Here is a 19,382-nt window from a genome sequence, read left to right as displayed (position 1 = left end):
CCGCTTCTGACGCAGGCCCGTGCATACTGGAGAAACGCCCGCCGGGCCTGGTCTTTGACAGCTTCAGAACTCCGCCGTCACCGCCCAGGCGCGGCGATCCCATCACCGGGACATGCCCCGCAATTGTTCATGAAGCGACGGGGCCGAATTTTCAGGGCGAACCCTGCCATCCCGGACCCTCCCGCCGGGCCGGGGTGCTCAGTCGACCGCAGCGAGCAGCCGGTAGTCGATCCGCGCCCGGGGTCTGAATCCCAGCGTCTCATAGAAGGCGATGGTTTCGACGTGGGCGGCGCGCGCATGCAGGAGGGCGGTTTCGCCCCGCTGCAGGATGCGCGTCGTCACGATCCGCGTCAGGGCGCCCGCGAGACCCTGCCCGCGCGCGTCGGGATGGGTGCAGACCCCGCTGACCTCGCCGTGGCCGTCGAGACTGAGCCGTTCCCCCGCCATGGCGACCAGACGGCCCTCGCGCCGCACGCCGACGAACGGGCCGAGCTGGTGGGTCTTTTCGAGGAAGGGACCTGGGCGGGTCAGGGTCGCCAACGCCAGCATCTCCGGTCCGTCGGCGTCCGTCAGCTCCACGACGTCAACCTCCCGCCCGCCGGGGGTCAGGGCGTCGCAGAGCATCTGGAGGCAGGGAATGTGGTCGAGCGGCTCGAACCCGGGCGGCTCGGGCGCGGCCGCCTCGAACAGGGCGAGCGGTCCCGTCGCGCGCGCCAGCCGCTGGAGCGCGCTCCAGTCGGGGTTGTTCCCCTGCACCGCCGCGAACAGGGCATAGGCCGGATCGAAACGGGTCGCCGGACCGTCGGTGATGGCCAGATGCGCCTGTCGCCTCGTCAGGGCGTTCAGGGCCGGCCGGTCGAGGGGATGGTTGACGCTCATGACCCCGCTCTAGCGGGTGACACGCGCGTCGTCAGCCACGGCCGTCGCGCGAGGTCCGGAAACCGCGCTCACGCGCGCCAGAAGCCGACGATCTTCTTGACCTCGTCGAGCACCGGATCGGCGATGGCGGCGGCGCGTTCGGCCCCGTCCTTGAGCACCCGGTCGATCTCGGCCGGGTCGTCCATCAGGCGGCGCATCTCGGCCGTCACCGGGGCCATCGAGGCCACGGCGAGGTCGGCCAACGCCGGCTTGAAGGCGCCGAAGCCCTGCCCGCCGAACTCGGCCAGCACCTGCTCCCGCGTCAGGTCCGCGAGGGCGGCGTAGATGGTCACCAGGTTCTTCGCCTCGGGCCGGGCGTCCAGCTCCTCGACCGTCTCCGGCAGCGGCTCCGGGTCGGTCCGTGCCTTGCGGATCTTGGCCGTGATCGCGTCGGCGTCGTCGGTCAGGTTGATGCGCGACTGGTCCGAGGGATCGGACTTGCTCATCTTGGCCGCCCCGTCGCGCAGGCTCATCACCCGTGGCGCCGGCCCCTGGGTCAGCGGCTCCGGCAACGGGAAGAAGCCGGGCACGCCGAAGTCGTTGTTGAACTTGGCGGCGATGTCGCGGGTCAGCTCGAGATGCTGCTTCTGGTCCTCGCCGGTCGGCACCTCGGTGGCCTTGTAGAGCAGGATGTCGGCCGCCTGCAGCACCGGATAGGTGTAGAGGCCCACCGACGAGCGCTCCTTGTGCTTGCCGGACTTCTCCTTGAACTGGGTCATCCGGTCCAGCCAGCCGAGCCGGGCTGTGCAGTTGAAGATCCACGCCAGGTCGGCATGCGCCCGCACCGCCGACTGCGGGAAGATCACCGACCGCGCCGGGTCCAGCCCGGAGGCCAGGTAGGCGGCGGCGATCTCGCGCGTCTGGGCAGCCAGCAGGGCCGGGTCCTGCCACACGGTGATGGCGTGCAGGTCGGCCACGAACAGGAAGCAGGGCGCGCCGGACTCCTGCAGCTGGGTGAAGCGTTTCAGGGCGCCGAGGTAGTTGCCCAGGTGCAGGGCGCCCGAGGCTTGGATGCCGGACAGGATGCGGCGGGGGCCCCCGTAGGCCGGAACGGAGGGGGCCGGGGTCTGGTCGGTCATGGGGCGTGAACTCGGGAAGAAGGCTGGATCAGGCGCGCGCGGTCGCGCGCGGGGGCGCTGGTGAAGATCAGCCGCGCCATCGCCGGCCGGCGCGGGTCTGTCCCGAAGTCGTCATGGCCATGGCGCTTATCGCCTCCCCGGCGGTCAGTCCAGACCGGACGGGATGGAACTCCCCGACTCCCGGCGCAGCACGGCCCTCAGCTCCGCCGGGGTCACGGCGCGGAACAGGATCAGGCACAGGCCGTAGACGACCGCGCCGACGCCGCAGACGACCAGCACCGCGACCTCCTTGGCCAGCAGGAGCCGGCTCAGCGTCTCGTAGCCGACGCCGGCCGCCAGCAGCACGCCGGCCATCACGGCGCTGGCCAGCAGCACCCGGGACAGCCTCGCCACGAACGCCGGCGACGGCCGCCACGCGTCCTCCCGCACCAGCGTCCCCGCCAGCAGGGCCACATTGATCCACGCCGACAGGCTGGTGGCGACGGCCAGGCCCAGCACTCCGTCGACGCCAAGACTCGACAGCCAGAAGAACAGCGCCGATCCGATCAGCACCGTGAAGATCACCGCCGCCACCGCGTAATACATCGGCCGCCGCGTATCCTCGCGGGCGAAGAACGGCGGCGTCAGCACCTTGGCCAGCACGAAGGCGGGCACGCCCCAGGCGAACTGGCGCAGCACATCGGCGGTCCGCGCCGCGTCGGCGCTGGTGAAGGCGCCCCGCGTCACCGTCGCGTCGATCAGGAAGAAGGGGATGACCAGCAGGGCCGTCGCGGCCGGCAGGGTGAAGGCCATGGCCAGGGTGATGCCGTCGTCCAGCGTCCGCCGCCCGCCCTCATGGTCCCCGGACACGAAGGCCCGTGTCAGGCGCGGCACCAGCGCCAGGCCGATCGCCACCCCGATCAGGCCGAGCGGCAGCTGGTACAACCGGTCGGCGTTGTAGAGCACCGACCGCGCGCCCTCGTCCGACCCGGCCAGCATCTGGCTGACCAGAGAATTGACCTGCATGGCCCCGCCGGCCAGCGCCCCGGGCACCGCCAGCGCCAGCGCCCGCTTCACCGCCGGAGTCAGGCGCGGCCACCCGATCCGCAGCGCCACGCCGAGCCGGCGCACGCCCCACCACAGCAGCCCGGCCTGGATCAGGCCCGAGACGGTGACGGCCGCGCTGACCCATAGCAACACCTCGGGCTGGCGGGCGGGCACGAGATAGGCGGCCAGCAGCGGAGCGAGGGTGCACAGGTTCAGGAACACCGGCACGCCGGCCGACAGGGCGAACTTCCCCGCCGTGTTGAGCACGCCCGACAGCAGCGAGGCCACCGTCATGCAGGCGAGGTAGGGCATGGCCAGCTGGGTCGCCGTGACCGCCGCCCGCAGCACCTCGGCGTCGTCGCGGTAGGCCGACAGCAGCCACGGCATGATCCACGGCATCAGCACCTGCAGCAGGATGCAGAAGGCCGCCACCACCGCCAGCATGAAGGACATGGCCTCCGACGCCGTCACCGCCGCCGCCTCGTCGCCCTCGCGCGCCTTGACGCCGCCATAGACCGGCACGAAGGCCTGGGCGAAGGCGCCTTCGGCGAACAGCCGCCGGAACATGTTGGGCAGCATCAGCGCCGTGGTGAAGGCGTCCATCATCGGCCCCTGTCCGAACCGCGCGGCCAGGGCGATATCGCGGGCGAAGCCGAGCACGCGGCTGCCCAGCGTCAGGGTCGATTGGACAAGGGTGTTTCGCGCGAGGCTCATGCGGGGCTCGGTGAGGGCAGACGACCGCCTTAGCGTGCTTCCGGTCCGCGCGATACCGGTCGCCGCGCCGGACGCAGCCGGCCGACCTCCGACACGTCCCGCAGGCTGGCCCGCACCGGCGCGGAGACGGGCGCCCCGCCCCGTTCCTTGTGGTCGAGCACCATTTCGAGGTCGCTCCGCAGCCGCTCCAGCGCCGCCCCCGCCTTCGGCTTCCGGCCCTGGGCGTCGGTGACGTAGAAGCTGTCGACGGCGCGTTCGCCGAAGCCCGCGATATGGGCCGAACGGATCGACAGGCCGGCGTCGGCCAGCGCCCGGGCCAGGTCGGCCAGCAGGCCCGGCCGGTCGGCCCCCGACACCTCGACCACGGCGGCGCTCGGGCTCTGTTCCAGGTCGACGACGGTGGTCGGCCGCACGTCGAAGGCGGCGCGGCGCGAATTGAACGGCGCCGCCGACGGCCGGGCGCGGCCCGGTTGTCCGCGCGCCGCCGCCTCCAGCGCCTTCAACAGGCGAGCGATCCGCCGCGGCTCGGCCTGGCCGTAGGGCGCGCCGGCGCCGTCCTGAAGCTCGAACACGTCCAGCGCCGCGCCGTCCTCCGCCGTCGCCACCCGGGCCCCCACCACGTCGGCGCCCGCCGCGGCCAGGGCTTCGGCCAGGTCGACGAACAGGCCCGGCCGGTCGGTCGCCGCCACGGCCACCCGCGTCGCCGAGTCTTCATCCTCCGAAGGCCTCTCCAGCACCTCGGCCGCAACGCCGTCGGCCCGGGCCCTCGCCATCAGCGCCGGATAGTCGTTCAGCGGATCCGCCCGGATGAGGTCCTCGCCCCGGAACACCGCCTCGGTGCGCTGGTAGAGATCGCGGATCAGCTGCCCCTTCCAGCCGTTCCAGACCCCCGGGCCGACAGCGCGGATGTCGGCCACGGTCAGGATCAGCAGGGTCCGAAGCCGCTCGGGGTCGCCGACCAGTTCGGTGAAAGCCCGCACCGTCTCAGGGTCGGATACGTCGCGCTTCTGGGCGTAGTCGCTGAGCGCCAGATGGTTGCGCACCAGCCAGACCACGAACTCGATCCGGCGCGGGTCGAGCCCGAGGCGGTCGCAGGCGCGGCGCGCGGCGATGGCCCCGTCCTCCAACTGCCCCCGATCGCCGCCCTTGCCGACGTCGTGCAGCAGCATGGCCAGCATCAGGGCCTCGAAGTCGTCGATGCGATGGACCACCTCGCTGGCGTTCGGATGCTCGTCCTTCAGCTTGCCGCGCCAGATGTCGTTGATGATGCCGATGGCCTGCAGCGTGTGCTCGTCGACCGTATAGGCGTGGTACATGTTGAACTGGGTCTGGCCGACGATCCGGCCCCATTCCGGCAGGAAGCGCCCCAGCAGTCCGGTCTCGTTCATCAGGGTCAGCACCCGGTAGGGCCGTTGGCCCTGGGCCAGCACGTCGAGGAAGGCCCGGGCCGCTTCCGGATCGCGGCGCAGCGACGGGGTGACCAGCGACAGCGAACGGCTCACGGCCGAGAAGGCGTCAGGGTGCAGGTCGAGGTCGTGGGCGTCGGCGCAGCGGAACAGCTGCAGCAGTTTCTCCGGCGCGGCCGCGAACACCTCGGGTCCGGCGACCGACAGCCGTCCGCCGTCCTCGATGAAGCCCTCGACGCCGAGCTTGCGCCGGCGCCCCGGGATCAGCCGCGACAGGCTCAGGGTCGGCTTCTGCTGGCGCGCCTCCAGCTTGGCCGACAGGGCGCGGGTCAGACCGCCGACGTCGCGGGCGACAATGAAGTAGCGACGCATGAACCGCTCGACCGCCGGCTCGTCGCCACGCCCGCGCCAGCCCATCCGCCGCGCCACCTCGGGCTGGAGGTCGAAGGTCAGCTTCTCCTCGGCCCGCCCCGCGACCATGTGCAGGTGGGCCCGGGTGCGCCACAGGAAGTCGAAGGCCTCCTCGAAGGTCCGGCGCTCGCGCGGGGTCAGCAGATCGTCCATGACCCGGGCGCCCAGCGGGCTCTCCGGCGCCAGGGAGCGGGCGATCCAGAACAGGGTGTTGAGGTCGCGCAGTCCGCCCTTGCCGTCCTTGACGTTGGGCTCGACCCGGTAGCGCACCGCCCCCGCCTTCTGATGCCGGGCGTCGCGCTCCTCCAGCTTGGCGGCGATGAACGGGCGGGGGTCGGCCTTGACCACGAAGGTGCGGAAACGGGCGATGAAATCCTCGGCCAGCCGCTCGTCGCCGACCAGCGGCCGCGCCTCCAGCAGCGCCGTGCGCACCGTCATGTCGGTCTTCGCCAGCGCCAGACATTCATCGACCGAGCGGGCCGACTGGCCGACCTTCACGCCGAGGTCCCACAGCACGTAGAGCATGAACTCGATGACCTGTTCGGTGCGCGGGATCGACTTCCACGGACGCAGGAACAACAGGTCCAGATCGGAGAAGGGCGCCAGCACGCCGCGTCCATAGCCGCCGACGGCGATCAGGCTGAGCCGCTCGGCCTCGGTCGGATTGGGGGCCGGATAGAGGGCCTCGGTCGCGAACCGCCACAGCGTCGTCAGCATGTCGTCGGCCGCGGCCGCGTAGAGCCGGGCGACCTCGACGCCGCCCAGCCCGTATTCAAGCCGCTGCGCCGCGCGCAGACGGGCGGCCTCCCACGACCGGCGCAGCAGGGCAGTGGCGGCGGCGCGCGGATCGGCCGCCGCGGCGGCCGCGGCCCAGCCGTCGCCGTCGGGCCCGGGGCCTTCTGCGATGTCGGCCGGGCGGCGGGTGCGGGGGCTCATGCCGTGGATATAGACCGTGAGACGGGCGGGCGCGACCGGGTCGGCGGTCAGGCCTTAATGGCCTTCAGCCGGTAGAGCGCTTCCAGCGCCTCGCGCGGCGACAGCTCATCCGGCTCGATGGCCGACAGCGCATCCTCCACCGCCGACGACGGCGGCGGAGCCGGCGGCTCGGCCACCGCGAACAGGGGCAGGTCGTCGAGGCTGACGGCGGCGGCCTTCTCCCCCTCCAGCCGGTCCAGCACCTCGCGGGCGCGGCTGACCACGGCGGCCGGCACCCCGGCCAGCCTGGCCACCTGGACGCCATAGGAACGGTCGGCGGCGCCGGGCGCCGCCTCGTGCAGGAAGACGAGGTCGCCGTTCCACTCCCGGGCCTTCATCGACAGGTTGCAGACGTGGGCCAGCCGCGTCTCCAGCCCGGCCAGCTCGTGATAGTGGGTGGCGAACAGGGTGCGGGCGCGGTTGCGGTCGTGCAGCGCCTCGGCCACCGCCCAGGCGATGGCCAGCCCGTCGTAGGTGGCGGTGCCCCGGCCGATCTCGTCCAGCACCACGAACGACCGGTCGGTGGCCTGGGTCAGGATGGCGGCGGTCTCGACCATCTCGGTCATGAAGGTGGAGCGGCCGCGGGCGAGGTCGTCGCCGGCCCCGACCCGACTGAACAGCCGGTCGACCACGCCCAGCCGCATCGCCCTGGCGGGCACGAAGGCCCCCGCCTGGGCCAGCACCACCAGCAGGGCGTTCTGACGCAGGAAGGTCGACTTGCCGGCCATGTTGGGGCCGGTGACGATCGACAGGCGGGCGCAGCCCGCGCCGGACCCGTCCAGCCGGCAGTCATTGGGCGTATAGGGATCGCCGGCCGACTTGACCGCCGCCTCGACCACCGGATGGCGGCCGGCCGTAACCTCGAAACAGACGGTGTCGTCGACCGTCGGGCGCACCGCCCCGACTTCCTCGGCCCATTCCGCCAGCGCCGAATGGGCGTCCAGCTCGGCCAGCGCCTCGGCCACCGCCTGCAGCGGCTGGGCCAGCGACTGGACCGTGCGCCGCCACGTCTCGAAGGACTCACCCTCGATGGCCAGCGCGCGGTGACCCGCCTGGCTGATCTTCGCGTCCAGCTCCGACAGTTCGACGGTGGTGAACCGCACCTGGCTGGCCAGGGTCTGGCGATGGATGAACGGACCGTCGCCGGTCGGGCGCAGCAGCGGCTCCGCCGCCTTGGCGCTGGTCTCGAGGAAATAGCCGAGCACGGCGTTGTGGCGGATCTTGAACGGCACGCCGGAGTCCGCGACAGCCCGGGCCTCGAGGTCGGCCACGACCCGGCGGCTGTCGTCGCGCAGTCGCCGCGCCTCGTCCAGCTCAGGCCGGAAGCCGGGGTTCACAAAGCCGCCGTCGCGGGCCAGATGCGGCGGCTCCGGCGCCAACCCCTCGGCCAGATCGACCAGCAGCCGGCCGGTGTCCGGCGACAGCGCCAGCCGGTCGAGGCAGCCGGCGATGCGCGCCGGGGGGCCGGTCAGCGGGTCGCGCTCCGGCGGGAACAGGCCGGCGATGCCCTCGGCGATCGACAGGCCGGCGCGGATGGCGGCGAGATCGCGCGGCCCGCCGCGGCCCAGCACCAGCCGGGAGACGGCCCGGGCCACGTCCGACGACGCCTTCAGCCCGTCGCGCAGGTCGCGGCGCAGGTCCCGCCGCTCGAGCAGCCATTCGACCGCATCGAGTCCATGGTTGATGGCGATCGGGTCCCGCAGCGGCCGGGCGATGCGTTCGGCCAGGGCCCGGGCCCCGCCCGGAGTGACGGTGCGGTCGATGCAGGCCAGCAGCGATCCGTCGCACTCGCCGCGCTGGGTGCGGTCGATTTCGAGGCTCAGCCGCGTCGCCGGATCGATGGCGAGGAAGCCGGTGTCGCCCGACCGGCGCGGCGGGGACAGCGCCGGGATCTTCCCGGCCTGGGTGGTTTCCAGATAGGCGGCGATCAGGCCCAGCGCCGAGACCTCGCCCTCCTCGAAGGCGCCGTAGCCGTCGAGCGAGGCGACGCCGTACAGCCGCTCGACCCGCGCCCGCGCCCCGACCGGTTCGCCCAGCGCCTGCGGCAGGGCCTGGACCACCCCGCCCGAGCCGTCGAGCGCCGCCTTCGCCGCCTCGTCCGAGAACAGCCGGTCAGGGACCAGCACCTCCGACGGGCGGAATGAGGCCAGGGTGGCGGCAAGGTCCTCCAGCGAACAGGCGACCACGTCGACGGAGCCGGCCGACAGTTCGACCACCGCCACCGCCGCCCGCCCCTTGCGGATCGCCACCGCCGCCAGCCGGTTGGCCCCGCGCGCGTCCAGCAGGCTGTCCTCGGTCAGGGTGCCGGGCGTGACCACGCGGACGATATCGCGATGGACCACCGCCTTGGAGCCGCGCTTCCGCGCCTCGGCCGGCGCTTCCAGCTGTTCGCAGATCGCCGCCTTGAACCCCTGCCGGATCAGCCGCGCGAGATAGCCGTCCAGCGCATGCACCGGCACCCCGGCCATCGGGATGTCCTCGCCCTTGTGCTTGCCGCGCTTGGTCAGGGTGATGCCCAGCGCCGCCGCGGCGATCTCGGCGTCCCGGAAGAACAACTCGTAGAAGTCGCCCATGCGGAAGAACAGGATGGCGTCCGGGGCCTGCGCCTTGGCGGCCAGGAACTGGGCCATGACCGGCGTCACCCCGTCCGCGGACGGCAGGGCTTCGGCTTTCGGAAGATGGGCGAGTGGGGCGTTCATCGGAGCGCCGCAAGGTGAAGGATTGCGCGGGCGCGCTCAAGCGGCGTCTGACGCCCTTGCACAGGCTTCGCCGCGCTGCGACAAGCGCGGCAGGCGGTTAAGGGAACGCGGTCCAACACCGCGGCTGTGCCCGCAACTGTAGGCGGCGAGACGGACGATCATTCCGAAGCTTCGGCTTCGGCGTCACTGGGCAACCGGGAAGGCGCGATCCTCCGTTTTTGACCCGCAAGCCAGGAGACCTGGCCGCCGACGTCGCACGTCCGCTGCCCGGGACCAGGCAGAGGCGCGGTGATCCGTCGAGGCGACCCGACACTTGCGCCGTTCCCTGGGGACGGGTCGGTCGCCTTTCCCACGTCGCCGCGACGCGCTCGCGCGGGGACGACGGAGATATCGCCTCATGCGATCCCTGCTTTTCGCCACGGCCGCGGCCGTCTGCCTGCCCCTGTCCGCCCACGCCCAGTCCATGGACGACCCGGACGAAGCCCTGCCCGAGGTGGTGGTCACCGCCACCCGCCTGCCGGCCATCATCGCCGACACGCCCGGCGCGCGGGTCATCGACCGGGAGACCATCGACCGACGCGGCGCCGTGTTCGCCGCCGACATCCTGACCGATGTGCCCGGCCTGTCCGTGGTCCGCTCGGGCGCCTTCGGCGGCGTGGCCCAGGTGCGTATGCGGGGCGCCGCGCCCGGCAAGACCCTGGTGCTGATCGACGGCGTGCCGGTCAACGACCCGGCCGAGGTCAACGGCGCCTTCGATTTCTCCGGCCTCGAGCTGTCCGACATCGAACGCATCGAGGTGTTGTCGGGACCGCAGTCGTCGCTGTGGGGCTCCGACGCCATCGGCGGGGTGATCGCCTTCACCACCCGCGAGTTGGACGGGCTGGCGGCAGAGGCCGAAGCGGGGTCGTTCGACACCGTCCGGGGCCGGCTGGCGGCCGGGGTCTCGACCGACCGCTACGGCTTCGGGGCGTGGGTGTCGCGGTTCGACACCGACGGCGTCTCGGCCGCGGACGCGGCGGACGGCAACCCCGAGGCCGATGGCTTCACCTCGACCACGGCCGGGGTCCGGGGCCGTTACGCCTTCGCCGGCGGCGTTTCGGTGGACGGTTCGGTGCGCTGGACCGACAGCGACGTCGATCTCGACGGCTATGCCGCCCCGGCCTTCGTCTTCGCCGACACCGCCGATTCCCAGGCCAGCGAGCAGTGGTCCGGCTTCGGCCGCCTGCGTCTGGACGCCTTCGGCCTGGCCCATCAGGTCAGCGTCTCGGCCTCCGACATCCGCCGCGACACAATTTCAGCGTTTCCGTCGAGTTTCGAGGCCGATCGGCAAGTGTATCGCTGGCAGGCCGAGGGCGAGGCGGCGGGCGTCGCCTTCGTGTTCGGCGCGGAGCGGGAAGAGACCACGGGCAGCCTCTCCACCGGGCTGACGGAAGACCTAGGAACGACCTCCGCCTTCGCCACGGCGCGGGTCGACCCCGCCGACCGCCTGACCCTGACCGGCGCCCTGCGCTTCGACGACACGGACGACTTCGGCTCGAAGGCCACCGGTCGCGCCTCGGCGGCGTTTGACGCCGGGGCCGGAATCACCCTGTCGGCGGCCTACGGCACGGGCTTCAAGGCCCCGTCGATCAGCCAGGCGGTATGCGATTTCTGCTTCTCGTCGCAACCATTCCCGACGCTGCGGCCCGAGACGGCGACCGGATACGAGGCCGCCGTCGGCTGGGCCTCGACGGACGGCCGGATCGAAGGCCGGGCCACCGTCTACCGGCTCGAGGTCGAGGACCAGATCACCTACGTCTTCGATCCGGCGACCTTCGACAGCGTCTACGTCAACGTGGCCGAGACGGCGACCGACGGGGTTGAGCTGGAAGGCCGCGCCCGGCTCGGCGGCGGCTTCGACCTGAGCCTCGCCTGGGCGTGGACCGACGCCCGCGACGAGACCACCGGCGCCCGCCTGCTGCGCGTGCCCGAACAGGCGGGTTCAGCGACCCTCGGCTGGTCGGGCGAGCTGTTGTCGGCGGCGCTGACAGTGCGGGGCGAAAGCGACCAGGACGACGCGGGCGGAGTCCGTGAGGCCTTCGTCACGGCCAATCTGAACGGCGCATTCGCCCTGACCGACAGCGTCTCGCTGACGGCGCGGATCGAGAACCTGGCGGACCAGCGCTATCAGCAGGTGTTCGGCTATGGCGAGCCCGGCCGCTCCGGCTATGTCGGGGTCAGGCTGCGCTACTGACGCGCGTCCGCGCCAGAAGGCTGGACCCGGCGGCGGTCGCCGTCGCCGGCTCCAGCTGGAGGGCGGCCCAGTCGAGCGCCGGCGTCTGGGCGTTGGCGGCGGCCACCACGGCGCGCAGCTCGGCGGCCGAAGCGACACTGGCCACCACCGCCGACACTTCCGGCAGACCCATCACATAGGCCAGCGTGGCCTGCATCGGATCGATCCGCGCCTCGGCGAGGCGGCGGCGGATGCGCGACAGGGCGTGGGCATGCCCGGCCATCTCCGGCGGCAGCGGCTCGCCGCTGATGAACAGCAGGCCGTCGGCGAACACGGAGGTGGCGTGGACATCGACGTCGAGCGCCGCCAGTTCCGCCAGCACGCCGCTGTGCTGGGCCCGCTGGTCGAGCAGGTTCAGCGGCAGTTCGATCACGTCCGGCTGGAACCGCCGGGCCAGCAGCGCCGGCCCGTCCTCCAGCGCGGCGCGGAAACCGATCCGGCGATAGAGGCCGCGCGTCTTCAGCGCCTCGAGCCGATCCCAGAGGGCGCGGCCCTCGGCCCCGGCCAGATCGTCGGCGCTGGACACGAGGAGCGTATCACCGCGAGGCAGGCCCAGCCGCTCCAGCGAGCGGCGCGCCCGGGCCTCGACCCGGTCAACGCCGTCGATGATCGAGACGGTGCGGACGGTGACCTGGAAGGGCGAGGGGAAGGGCCACGCCTGGCCCAGCCGGCGCTCGCCGTCGCCGTCCGGCTTGGTCGCCACGAGAGTCACCCCGGCGTCGGCGGCGGTCTGCAGCAGGAAGCGCAGGGCCTCCTCGCGCGCGCCCGCGGGCAGCGGCGCGTAGGCGTTCACCGCGCGCACGGGATCGTGCACGACCGCCACGGCCAGTTTGTCGATCGGAGAGGAGCCGCGATGGGGAATCACCGCCGAACTGTGACGCTGAATGTTTAAGGCCCCCCTTCCGAGACCTTGACCGAATCTTACCTGCGGAACGCCGTTCGCCGCGCTATCAGGCGGCCGATTGGGTCAGGGCGGCGAGTACGCCCTTGCCATACCGGTCCAGCTTGGTCTGACCGACCCCCGGAATGTGAGCCAGCCGCTCCAGATCGCCGGGCTCGACCATGGCGATCTCCAGCAGGGTCTTGTCCTGGAAGATGACGTAGGGCGGCACCCGCTGCTCCGTCGCCCGGTCGCGGCGCCAGGCCCGCAGGGTTTCGAAACGGGCGCGCACATCGGCGTCCATGGATTCGAGCGCGGCGTTCCGGCCGGTGCGCACCCGCTCGCGCGGCGCCGATGCGCGGGCCGGGGCCAGGCGCACCTCGATCGTCCGCTCGCCGCGATAGACGCCGCGCACCGCCTCGGGATCGCCGAGCATGACCAGCGGCTTGCCCTCGTTCGGGTTCTCGACCAGCAGGCCTTCGAAGAGCAGGTGATCGAGCACGTCGCGCCAGGCGTGCTGGGCCGTGTCCGCCCCGATGCCCCAGGTCGACAGCGCCGTCTCCCACGGCTGGACGTCCTTCGTCTTGCCGAGCAGGTGATCGATGATCCGGCCGCGTCCGAAGCGCTCGCCCAGCCGCTGGACCGCGGCCAGCGCCTTCTGGGCCTGGACGGTGGCGTCGAACCGGGCCGGCGGGTCCTGGCAGACGTCGCAGACGCCGCAGGGTTCGGCGTCGGTCTCGCCGAAGTAGCGCCGCACCGCCTGCGGCCGGCACACGGCGCCGTCCAGCATGGCGAACAGCTGGCGGGCCTTCTTCACCTGCACCGCCTTGACCTCCTCGGCCATCGGCCGGCCTTCGAGCCGGCGCAGCGTCCAGGCGATGTCGGAGGGGCCGTACAGGGTGATGCCCTCGGCCGGTTCGCCGTCGCGTCCGGCCCGGCCGATCTCCTGCCAGTAGGCCTCCAGCGAGCCGGGCGGGTCGGCGTGGATGACGAAGCGCACGTCGGCCTTGTCGACCCCCATGCCGAAGGCGATGGTCGCCACCATCACCGCCCCGTCCTCGGCGAGGAACCGCTCCAGCCGCCGGTCGCGGTCCCGCGCCTCCATGCCGGCGTGATAGGCGATGGCGTTGGTTCCAGCGTCGCGCAGCGCCTGCGCCACTCGCTCGCAGCCGTCGCGCGAACCGCAATAGACCACGCCGGACTTGCCGGGCCGCTGGCGGACCAGCTCGATCACCGCCGCGTCGGTCCTGGCCCGCGAGCCGTTCTCCTTGCGCACCGCCGACAGCTGCAGGTTCGGGCGCGCGAAACTGTCGACCACCACCCGGGCCTCGCCCAGCCGCAGCGAGCGGACGATGTCCTCCCGGGTGCGGGCGTCGGCGGTGGCGGTGACCGCCACGCGCGGCACGCCCGGGAACAGCTCGGCCAGCCGGCCCAGGGTGCGATAATCGGGCCGGAAGTCATGTCCCCATTGCGAGACGCAGTGCGCCTCGTCGATGGCGATCAGCGACAGCGGCAGGTCGTGCAGCCGGTCGATCAGGTGCGGCTGCGCCAGTCCCTCCGGCGAAACATAGAGCAGGTCCAGCTCGCCGGCCCGCGCCGCGCGCCAGATCTCCGAGCGATCGTCCAGCGACACGCCGGAATCCAGGCGGGCCGCCGCCACCCCCTGCTGCTTCAGCGCCTCCACCTGGTCGGTCATCAGGGCGATCAGCGGCGACACCACCAGCCCGAGCCCGGGCCGCAGCATGGCGGGGATCTGGTAGCAGACGCTCTTGCCGCCGCCGGTCGGCAACACGGCCACGACGTCGCGCCCGGCCAGCACCTCGGCGACCACCTCGACCTGACGCCCCCGGAAGTCAGGATGGCCCCACACCCGCTCCAGCGTCGCCCGGGCGTCGGCGAGCGACGGCGAGGCGGAGATCGGAAGTGAATCGGCGGGCATCGCCGCCTTGTGCCTCATTTGTTCCGGTCTGTGAACGGCTGTCGGTCGCTCAGCGGGGCTCGATCGCGACCGCGGCCCGGACGGAGTTGGCGATATAGCAGGCCTCATGGGCCCGATGGTGCAAGTCCCCGAGGGCCGCGGCGTCCGGTTGGGCGTCGCCCGAGAAGACCGCCTCCGGGCGCAGGGTTATCGCCGTGATCGACATCTTGCCCCGCTCGTCCCGGCCGAGAACGCCGACCGCGTCGTCGCGATAGCGGTCCACGACGAACCCCAGCTTCGCCGCGTAGCCGAGGAAGAACAGCATGTGGCAACTGGACACGGCGGCGACCAGCGCCTCCTCCGGATCGACCGCCGCCGGATCGGACATCGGGACCGGCACGCTGGACGGAGCCGAGGAGCCGCGCACCACCGCCCCGCCGTCGAAGCGCCAGTCGTGGGCGCGGGCGTATTTGTTGTCGGAGAAGGCCTGCCCGTCGCGACTCCATTCGACGGTGGCCACGTGTTCGCTCATGACGGTCCTCGGTTGCGGTTGGGGCGATGACTGAACCGTGTAGCTCCGGCGGCCGCCGAAACCCAGTCCGCGCCTTGCTACGGCCCGCGACCCGCCTTATCCCCGGGGCCATGTCCGCGCCCCTGATCTGCCCGTCCATTCTCGCCAGCGACTTCGCCCGACTGGGCGAGGAGGTCGCCGCCCTCGAGGCCGCCGGGGCCGACTGGGTCCATGTCGACGTCATGGACGGCCATTTCGTGCCCAACATCACCATCGGCCCCGAGGTGGTGAAGGCGCTGCGCCCGCACACCAGCCTGCCCTTCGACGTCCATCTGATGGTCGCCCCCGTGGATCCGTGGCTGGAGGCCTATCGCGCGGCGGGCGCAGACTATCTGACCGTCCACCCCGAGAGCGGCCCGCATCTGCACCGCACCCTCGGCCGCATCCGCCAGCTCGGCGCCAAGGCCGGGGTGGTGCTGAACCCGGGCACCCCGCTGACCGTGCTGGAGGAGGTCGTCGATCTCGTCGACCTGGTGCTGCTGATGTCGGTCAACCCGGGCTTTGGCGGCCAGTCCTTCATTCCATCCACCCTGCGCAAGATCGAACGGACCCGGGCCCTGCTCGACGCCGCCGGGTCCAAGGCGCACCTGCAGGTCGACGGCGGGGTCACCGCCGCCAACGCCGGCGCCTGCGTCGCGGCGGGGGCGGACGCCCTGGTCGCCGGCACGGCCGTGTTCCGCGGCGGGCCCGGCGCCTACGCCGACAACATCCGGGCGCTGAAGGCCCCCCAAACCGCGACAGCATGACCCCGATCGGTCCTTTCGCCCGCATCGAGGCCGACGCGCCGCCGCCGGGCGAGATTCCCGGCCTGCGCGGCGCCCCGATGCGAACGCCGGTGCGGACCACCGACGCGGCCACCGGCCCCGGCCTGTGGCCGGCCCTTGTCGGCCGCCTGCTGACCCGCCAGCTGTGGATCGAGCTCTATGGCCTGCCAGGCTACGCCCTGACCCTCAAGGGTCGCGTCGCCCAGGGGTTCGCGGCCACGCCGCGCGATTTCCGCCCGGTCGATCCGGGGCCGGGCAAGCTGGTCCTCGGCGGCAAGTTCCTGCTCGCGGGCGCCAGCCTCGAGGCCGCCGCGCCCGAGGATCCGTGGAACCGGCCCAGCCCAACCCGCGCCTTCGCCGCCGAACTCCACGCCTTCGCCTGGCTGCCGTCGCTGATGCTCGAGGGCGAGCGCGGCGCGCGCGAGGCGCTGCGCCTGACCCTGGCCTGGGCCACGGTGTTCGCGCGCTGGTCGCCGTTCGCCTGGGACCCGCTCATCCTGGCTCGTCGCACCTTCAATCTCGCCTGCGCCGCCCGCCGTATGGGCCAGGTGGCCACCGAGGCCGAACGGCTTCGCCTCGCCGACATTCTGGGGCGGCAGGCGCGGCAGCTGCTTCGCCCCCCGGGCGGCGTGGCCGGCAAGGCCGAGCGGATGGTCGCCGTCGCCGTCGCCGGCTGCGCCCTCGCCGGCGGCGCCGGCGCCGGCCTGCGCCGAAAAGCCCTTCGCGCCCTCCCCGGCGCGCTGGCCCGGACGGTCGGCGAGGATGGCGCCCACGCCTCGCGCAGCCCCGAGGCCGGGCTGGAGCTGCTGCTTGACCTGCTCACGCTCGAGGACGCCCTGGCCCAGCTGTCCGAAGCTCCGCCCGAGGCGATGCTGGCGGCCATACGGCGTCTGACCGCGGCCACGCGTTTCCACACCCTGCCGGACGGCCGGCTGATCACCCTGCAGGGCGGCGGACCCTCCAACCCGGCGCGTGTCGCCGCCGCCGTGGCCCATGACGAGGCGGACGGCGCCGAGCCGCCGGTCGGCGCCGTGGGCGGCGTGGCCCGCATCCGCAGCCCGCTGCTGACCGTCGCCGCCGATGTCGCCGCCCCGGCCCGGGGCGTGTGGTCCGCCGCCGCCTGCGCCCAGCCGCTGGCGCTGGAGATCGTCTGCGGTCGCGACCGGATGGTCACCGGCTGCGGCTGGACCCCGCGCGCCACCGACCGCCAGGGGCTGCGTCTCGCGCCCGGCCATTCCACGCTGGCGCTCGGCGAGGCCTCGACCGGCGCGCCGCTGGGCGGCTGGAAGGGCGGCCTTCTGGGCCACCGCCTGATCGGCCGCCCGCTGCACCTTGAGGTCAACCGCCGCGACGGCGAGGGCGCGGTCTGGCTCGAGGCCGAGCACGACGGCTGGGTCCACGATTTCGGCCTGCTGCACCAGCGCCGGCTCTATCTCGACCAGCGGCTCGACGAGGTCCGCGCCGAGGAGCGGCTGCATCCCGCGCCCGGCCAGAAGGACGTGGTCCGCGCCATCGCCGCCCCCTACGCCGTGCGCTTCCAGCTCGAGCCGGGGGTGCAGGCCTCTCTGGCCCGCGACCGCCGCTCGATCCTGCTGCGCGGCCATTCCGGACGCGGCTGGTGGTTTCGCACCGACGGCCCCGACGTGGCCATCGAGCCCTCGGTGCACATCGACGAGGGCCTGACCCGGCGCTCGCTGCAGATCGTCGTGCGCGGCTCGGCCCGCACCGACTCCGAGACCAAGATCCGCTGGAAGCTCAGTCCGGCCGGAGCCGGCGGCGAACCATCCTGATCTGTCCCTTGAGACGAACAGTCGCCGCGACCATCTTGGAGCTGCCGCGTTAGGCCCTCACACCCACAGGATCGACAGATGAGCTTCGCCGACCCGACCACCCTGCCTGACGACCTGATCAAGGACGGCTCCGACGCTTCCTTCATGGCCGATGTGGTCGAGGCGTCGAAGATCCAGCCGGTGCTGGTCGACTTCTGGGCCACCTGGTGCGGCCCGTGCCGGACCCTGACGCCGATGCTGGAGAAGGCCGTTCGCGCCGCCGGCGGGGCGGTTAAACTGGTCAAGATCGACGTCGACAAGAACCCGGCCTACGCAGGCCAGCTGCGCGTCCAGTCGATCCCCACGGTCTACGCCTTCGTCGACGGCCAACCCGCCGACGGTTTCCAGGGCGCGGTGCCCGAGAGCCAGCTCAGAGCCTTCATCGACAAGCTGACCGGGGGCACGAGCGCCGATTCCGACATCGAACAGCTGATGTCCATGGGCGAAGAGTCGCTGGCCCTGAACGACCTCGGCGGCGCCGCCCAGGCCTTCGCCCAGGTGATGACGCTGGAGCCGGGGCACGAGGGCGCGATCGCCGGCATGGCGCGGGTCTATCTGGCCGACGGCGACGCCGATCAGGCCCGCCAGACCATCGCCATGGCCCCCGCCGATTCGAAGAACGCCCAGGTCCAGTCCGTGCGCGCCCAGCTGTCGCTCGCCTCCGCCGCCCCGAGTGGCGCGAGCGCGGAGCTCGAGGCGCGCGTCGCCGCCGACCCGTCCGACCATCAGGCCCGTTATGACCTGTCTCTGGCCCAGGCCGCCGCCGGCGATCTGCAGGGCGCGGTCGACAGCCTGCTGGCCATCGTCGCCGCCGACCGCGAGTGGAACGACCAGACCGCCCGCAAGCAGCTGCTGACGGTGTTCGAGGCCGCCGGTCCGGCGTCGGAGATCGCCCGCGACGGCCGCCGTCGCCTCTCGTCCATCCTGTTCGCCTAGGGGATTCGCATGGCGCAGGGCTATGTCAGGGCTGTCGACCTGCCGCAGGTCATTCCGGTCTTTCCCCTGCCCGGCGCGATCCTGCTGCCGCGCGGCCAGTTGCCGCTGAACATCTTCGAGCCGCGCTATCTCAACATGATCGACGACGCCATGGCCGGCGACCGGATCATCGGCATGATCCAGCCGCAGGGGTCGCAGAGCCTGCCCGGCCTGTCGCCGGTGGGGTGCGCGGGGCGGATCACCAGCTTCGCCGAGACGTCGGACGGCCGCTACCTGATCACCCTGACCGGCTGCGCCCGCTTCCGCCTCGCCGCCGAACTGCCGACCCAGACCCCCTATCGCCAGATCCGCGCCGACTTCGCCCCGTTCGAGGCCGATCTCGCGGCCCCGCCGGTCGACGACGTCGGCCTCGATCGCGACACCTTGCTGGACGCCCTGCGCGCCTATCTGGAGACGCGCGGGCTCGACATCGACTGGGACACGGCCGAAACGGCGCCGCCCGAGGCCCTGATCAACAGCCTGTCCATGGCCCTGCCGTTCGAGCCGGCCGAAAAGCAGGCCTTGCTCGAGGCGGTCAGCCTGACCGACCGCTCGGACGTGCTGACCGCCCTGCTGACCATCGACGCCGCCGACGACGGCGAGGGCGACACGCCATCCATCCAGTGAGAGGCGACAGGGCCCGGCCGGCGGGGTAGACGCATCTCCTCTCCCGGCTCACCATCCTCCGTCTGCCCGATCCTTCTTCCCTTCCCCGAGCATCCCGATGAGCGACGCCTTCAACACCCCGGTCTCCGTCGATCCCCGCCTGCTTGAGGTGCTGGTCTGTCCGGTCACCCGGGGTCGGCTGACCTATGACCGCGAGCGCCAGGAGCTGGTGTCCAGGGGCGCCAAACTGGCCTTCCCGATCCGCGACGGCGTGCCGATCATGCTGGCCGAAGAAGCCCGCAAGCTGGACTAGCCGCCCTCAAGCAGCGAGCGACCGCG

Annotated in this window: 14 protein-coding genes and 1 riboswitch; of the genes, 6 read left to right on the top strand and 8 right to left on the bottom strand. The window is 72.4% G+C overall.

The features are described 5' to 3' along the window. Positions 1–198: 198 nt before the first annotated feature. The 5 genes from ACSQ1L_RS09000 to mutS form a co-directional block, all read right to left on the bottom strand. Positions 199–879 carry a GNAT family N-acetyltransferase gene (locus ACSQ1L_RS09000; protein ID WP_435994103.1) on the bottom strand — a complete coding sequence of 227 codons (681 nt, stop codon included), beginning with the start codon at positions 877–879 and terminating at the stop codon, positions 199–201. A gap of 68 nt (positions 880–947) precedes the next feature. Continuing rightward, positions 948–1,997, bottom strand: a complete 1,050-nt coding sequence (gene trpS / locus ACSQ1L_RS08995; protein ID WP_435994101.1) for a tryptophan--tRNA ligase — start codon at positions 1,995–1,997, stop codon at positions 948–950. A gap of 144 nt (positions 1,998–2,141) precedes the next feature. Then, positions 2,142–3,737: a murein biosynthesis integral membrane protein MurJ gene (gene murJ / locus ACSQ1L_RS08990; RefSeq protein WP_435994099.1), complete on the bottom strand. Its 1,596-nt coding sequence runs from the start codon at positions 3,735–3,737 to the stop codon at positions 2,142–2,144. 29 nt (positions 3,738–3,766) lie between these two features. Further along, a complete protein-coding gene (gene glnD, locus ACSQ1L_RS08985; RefSeq protein ID WP_435994097.1) occupies positions 3,767–6,490 on the bottom strand; it encodes a [protein-PII] uridylyltransferase in 2,724 nt (907 codons plus the stop codon). A gap of 47 nt (positions 6,491–6,537) precedes the next feature. Then, a complete protein-coding gene (gene mutS / locus ACSQ1L_RS08980) occupies positions 6,538–9,228 on the bottom strand; it encodes a DNA mismatch repair protein MutS (RefSeq protein WP_435994095.1) in 2,691 nt (896 codons plus the stop codon). Between the two features lie 78 nt (positions 9,229–9,306). Beyond that, positions 9,307–9,489, top strand: a riboswitch (cobalamin riboswitch). 136 nt (positions 9,490–9,625) lie between these two features. Here mutS and ACSQ1L_RS08975 point away from each other — a divergent pair. Next, on the top strand, positions 9,626–11,461 hold the full coding sequence (locus tag ACSQ1L_RS08975; RefSeq protein WP_435994093.1) for a TonB-dependent receptor plug domain-containing protein: 1,836 nt from the start codon (positions 9,626–9,628) through the stop codon (positions 11,459–11,461). Here the strand turns inward: ACSQ1L_RS08975 and ACSQ1L_RS08970 are convergent. The 3 genes from ACSQ1L_RS08970 to ACSQ1L_RS08960 form a co-directional block, all read right to left on the bottom strand. Further along, positions 11,445–12,365: an aldo/keto reductase gene (locus ACSQ1L_RS08970; protein WP_435994091.1), complete on the bottom strand. Its 921-nt coding sequence runs from the start codon at positions 12,363–12,365 to the stop codon at positions 11,445–11,447. The two genes, ACSQ1L_RS08975 and ACSQ1L_RS08970, sit on opposite strands and share 17 nt — an antisense overlap. 85 nt (positions 12,366–12,450) lie before the next feature. Continuing rightward, a complete protein-coding gene (gene recQ, locus ACSQ1L_RS08965; RefSeq protein WP_435994089.1) occupies positions 12,451–14,319 on the bottom strand; it encodes a DNA helicase RecQ in 1,869 nt (622 codons plus the stop codon). 49 nt (positions 14,320–14,368) lie between these two features. Further along, positions 14,369–14,830 carry an OsmC family protein gene (locus ACSQ1L_RS08960; RefSeq protein ID WP_435994087.1) on the bottom strand — a complete coding sequence of 154 codons (462 nt, stop codon included), beginning with the start codon at positions 14,828–14,830 and terminating at the stop codon, positions 14,369–14,371. A gap of 110 nt (positions 14,831–14,940) precedes the next feature. Between ACSQ1L_RS08960 and rpe the strand changes: the two genes are divergently transcribed. The 5 genes from rpe to ACSQ1L_RS08935 all read left to right on the top strand — a co-directional run bounded on the left by rpe (position 14,941) and on the right by ACSQ1L_RS08935 (position 19,356). Next, positions 14,941–15,615: a ribulose-phosphate 3-epimerase gene (gene rpe, locus ACSQ1L_RS08955; RefSeq protein ID WP_435994085.1), complete on the top strand. Its 675-nt coding sequence runs from the start codon at positions 14,941–14,943 to the stop codon at positions 15,613–15,615. Further along, positions 15,612–17,423 (top strand): heparinase II/III family protein, encoded by a 1,812-nt coding sequence (locus tag ACSQ1L_RS08950; RefSeq protein WP_435994083.1) that lies wholly within the window; start codon positions 15,612–15,614, stop codon positions 17,421–17,423. Before rpe ends, ACSQ1L_RS08950 begins: the two co-directional genes overlap by 4 nt. Before the next feature lie 78 nt (positions 17,424–17,501). Further along, entirely contained in the window at positions 17,502–18,398 is an 897-nt protein-coding gene (locus ACSQ1L_RS08945) for a tetratricopeptide repeat protein (RefSeq protein ID WP_435994081.1), read from the top strand. 9 nt (positions 18,399–18,407) lie between these two features. Beyond that, entirely contained in the window at positions 18,408–19,064 is a 657-nt protein-coding gene (locus ACSQ1L_RS08940; RefSeq protein WP_435994079.1) for an LON peptidase substrate-binding domain-containing protein, read from the top strand. Positions 19,065–19,161: 97 nt separating this feature from the next. After that, positions 19,162–19,356, top strand: coding sequence for a Trm112 family protein (locus ACSQ1L_RS08935; RefSeq protein WP_435994077.1), 195 nt, complete (start codon positions 19,162–19,164; stop codon positions 19,354–19,356). The last annotated feature ends 26 nt before the right edge of the window (positions 19,357–19,382 follow it).

Origin of the sequence: Brevundimonas sp. LjRoot202 (assembly GCF_964253355.1) — a bacterium.
GTDB lineage: Bacteria > Pseudomonadota > Alphaproteobacteria > Caulobacterales > Caulobacteraceae > Brevundimonas.
Note: the sequence above shows the minus strand (reverse complement) of the source record. Positions and strands in the feature narration are given on the sequence as shown.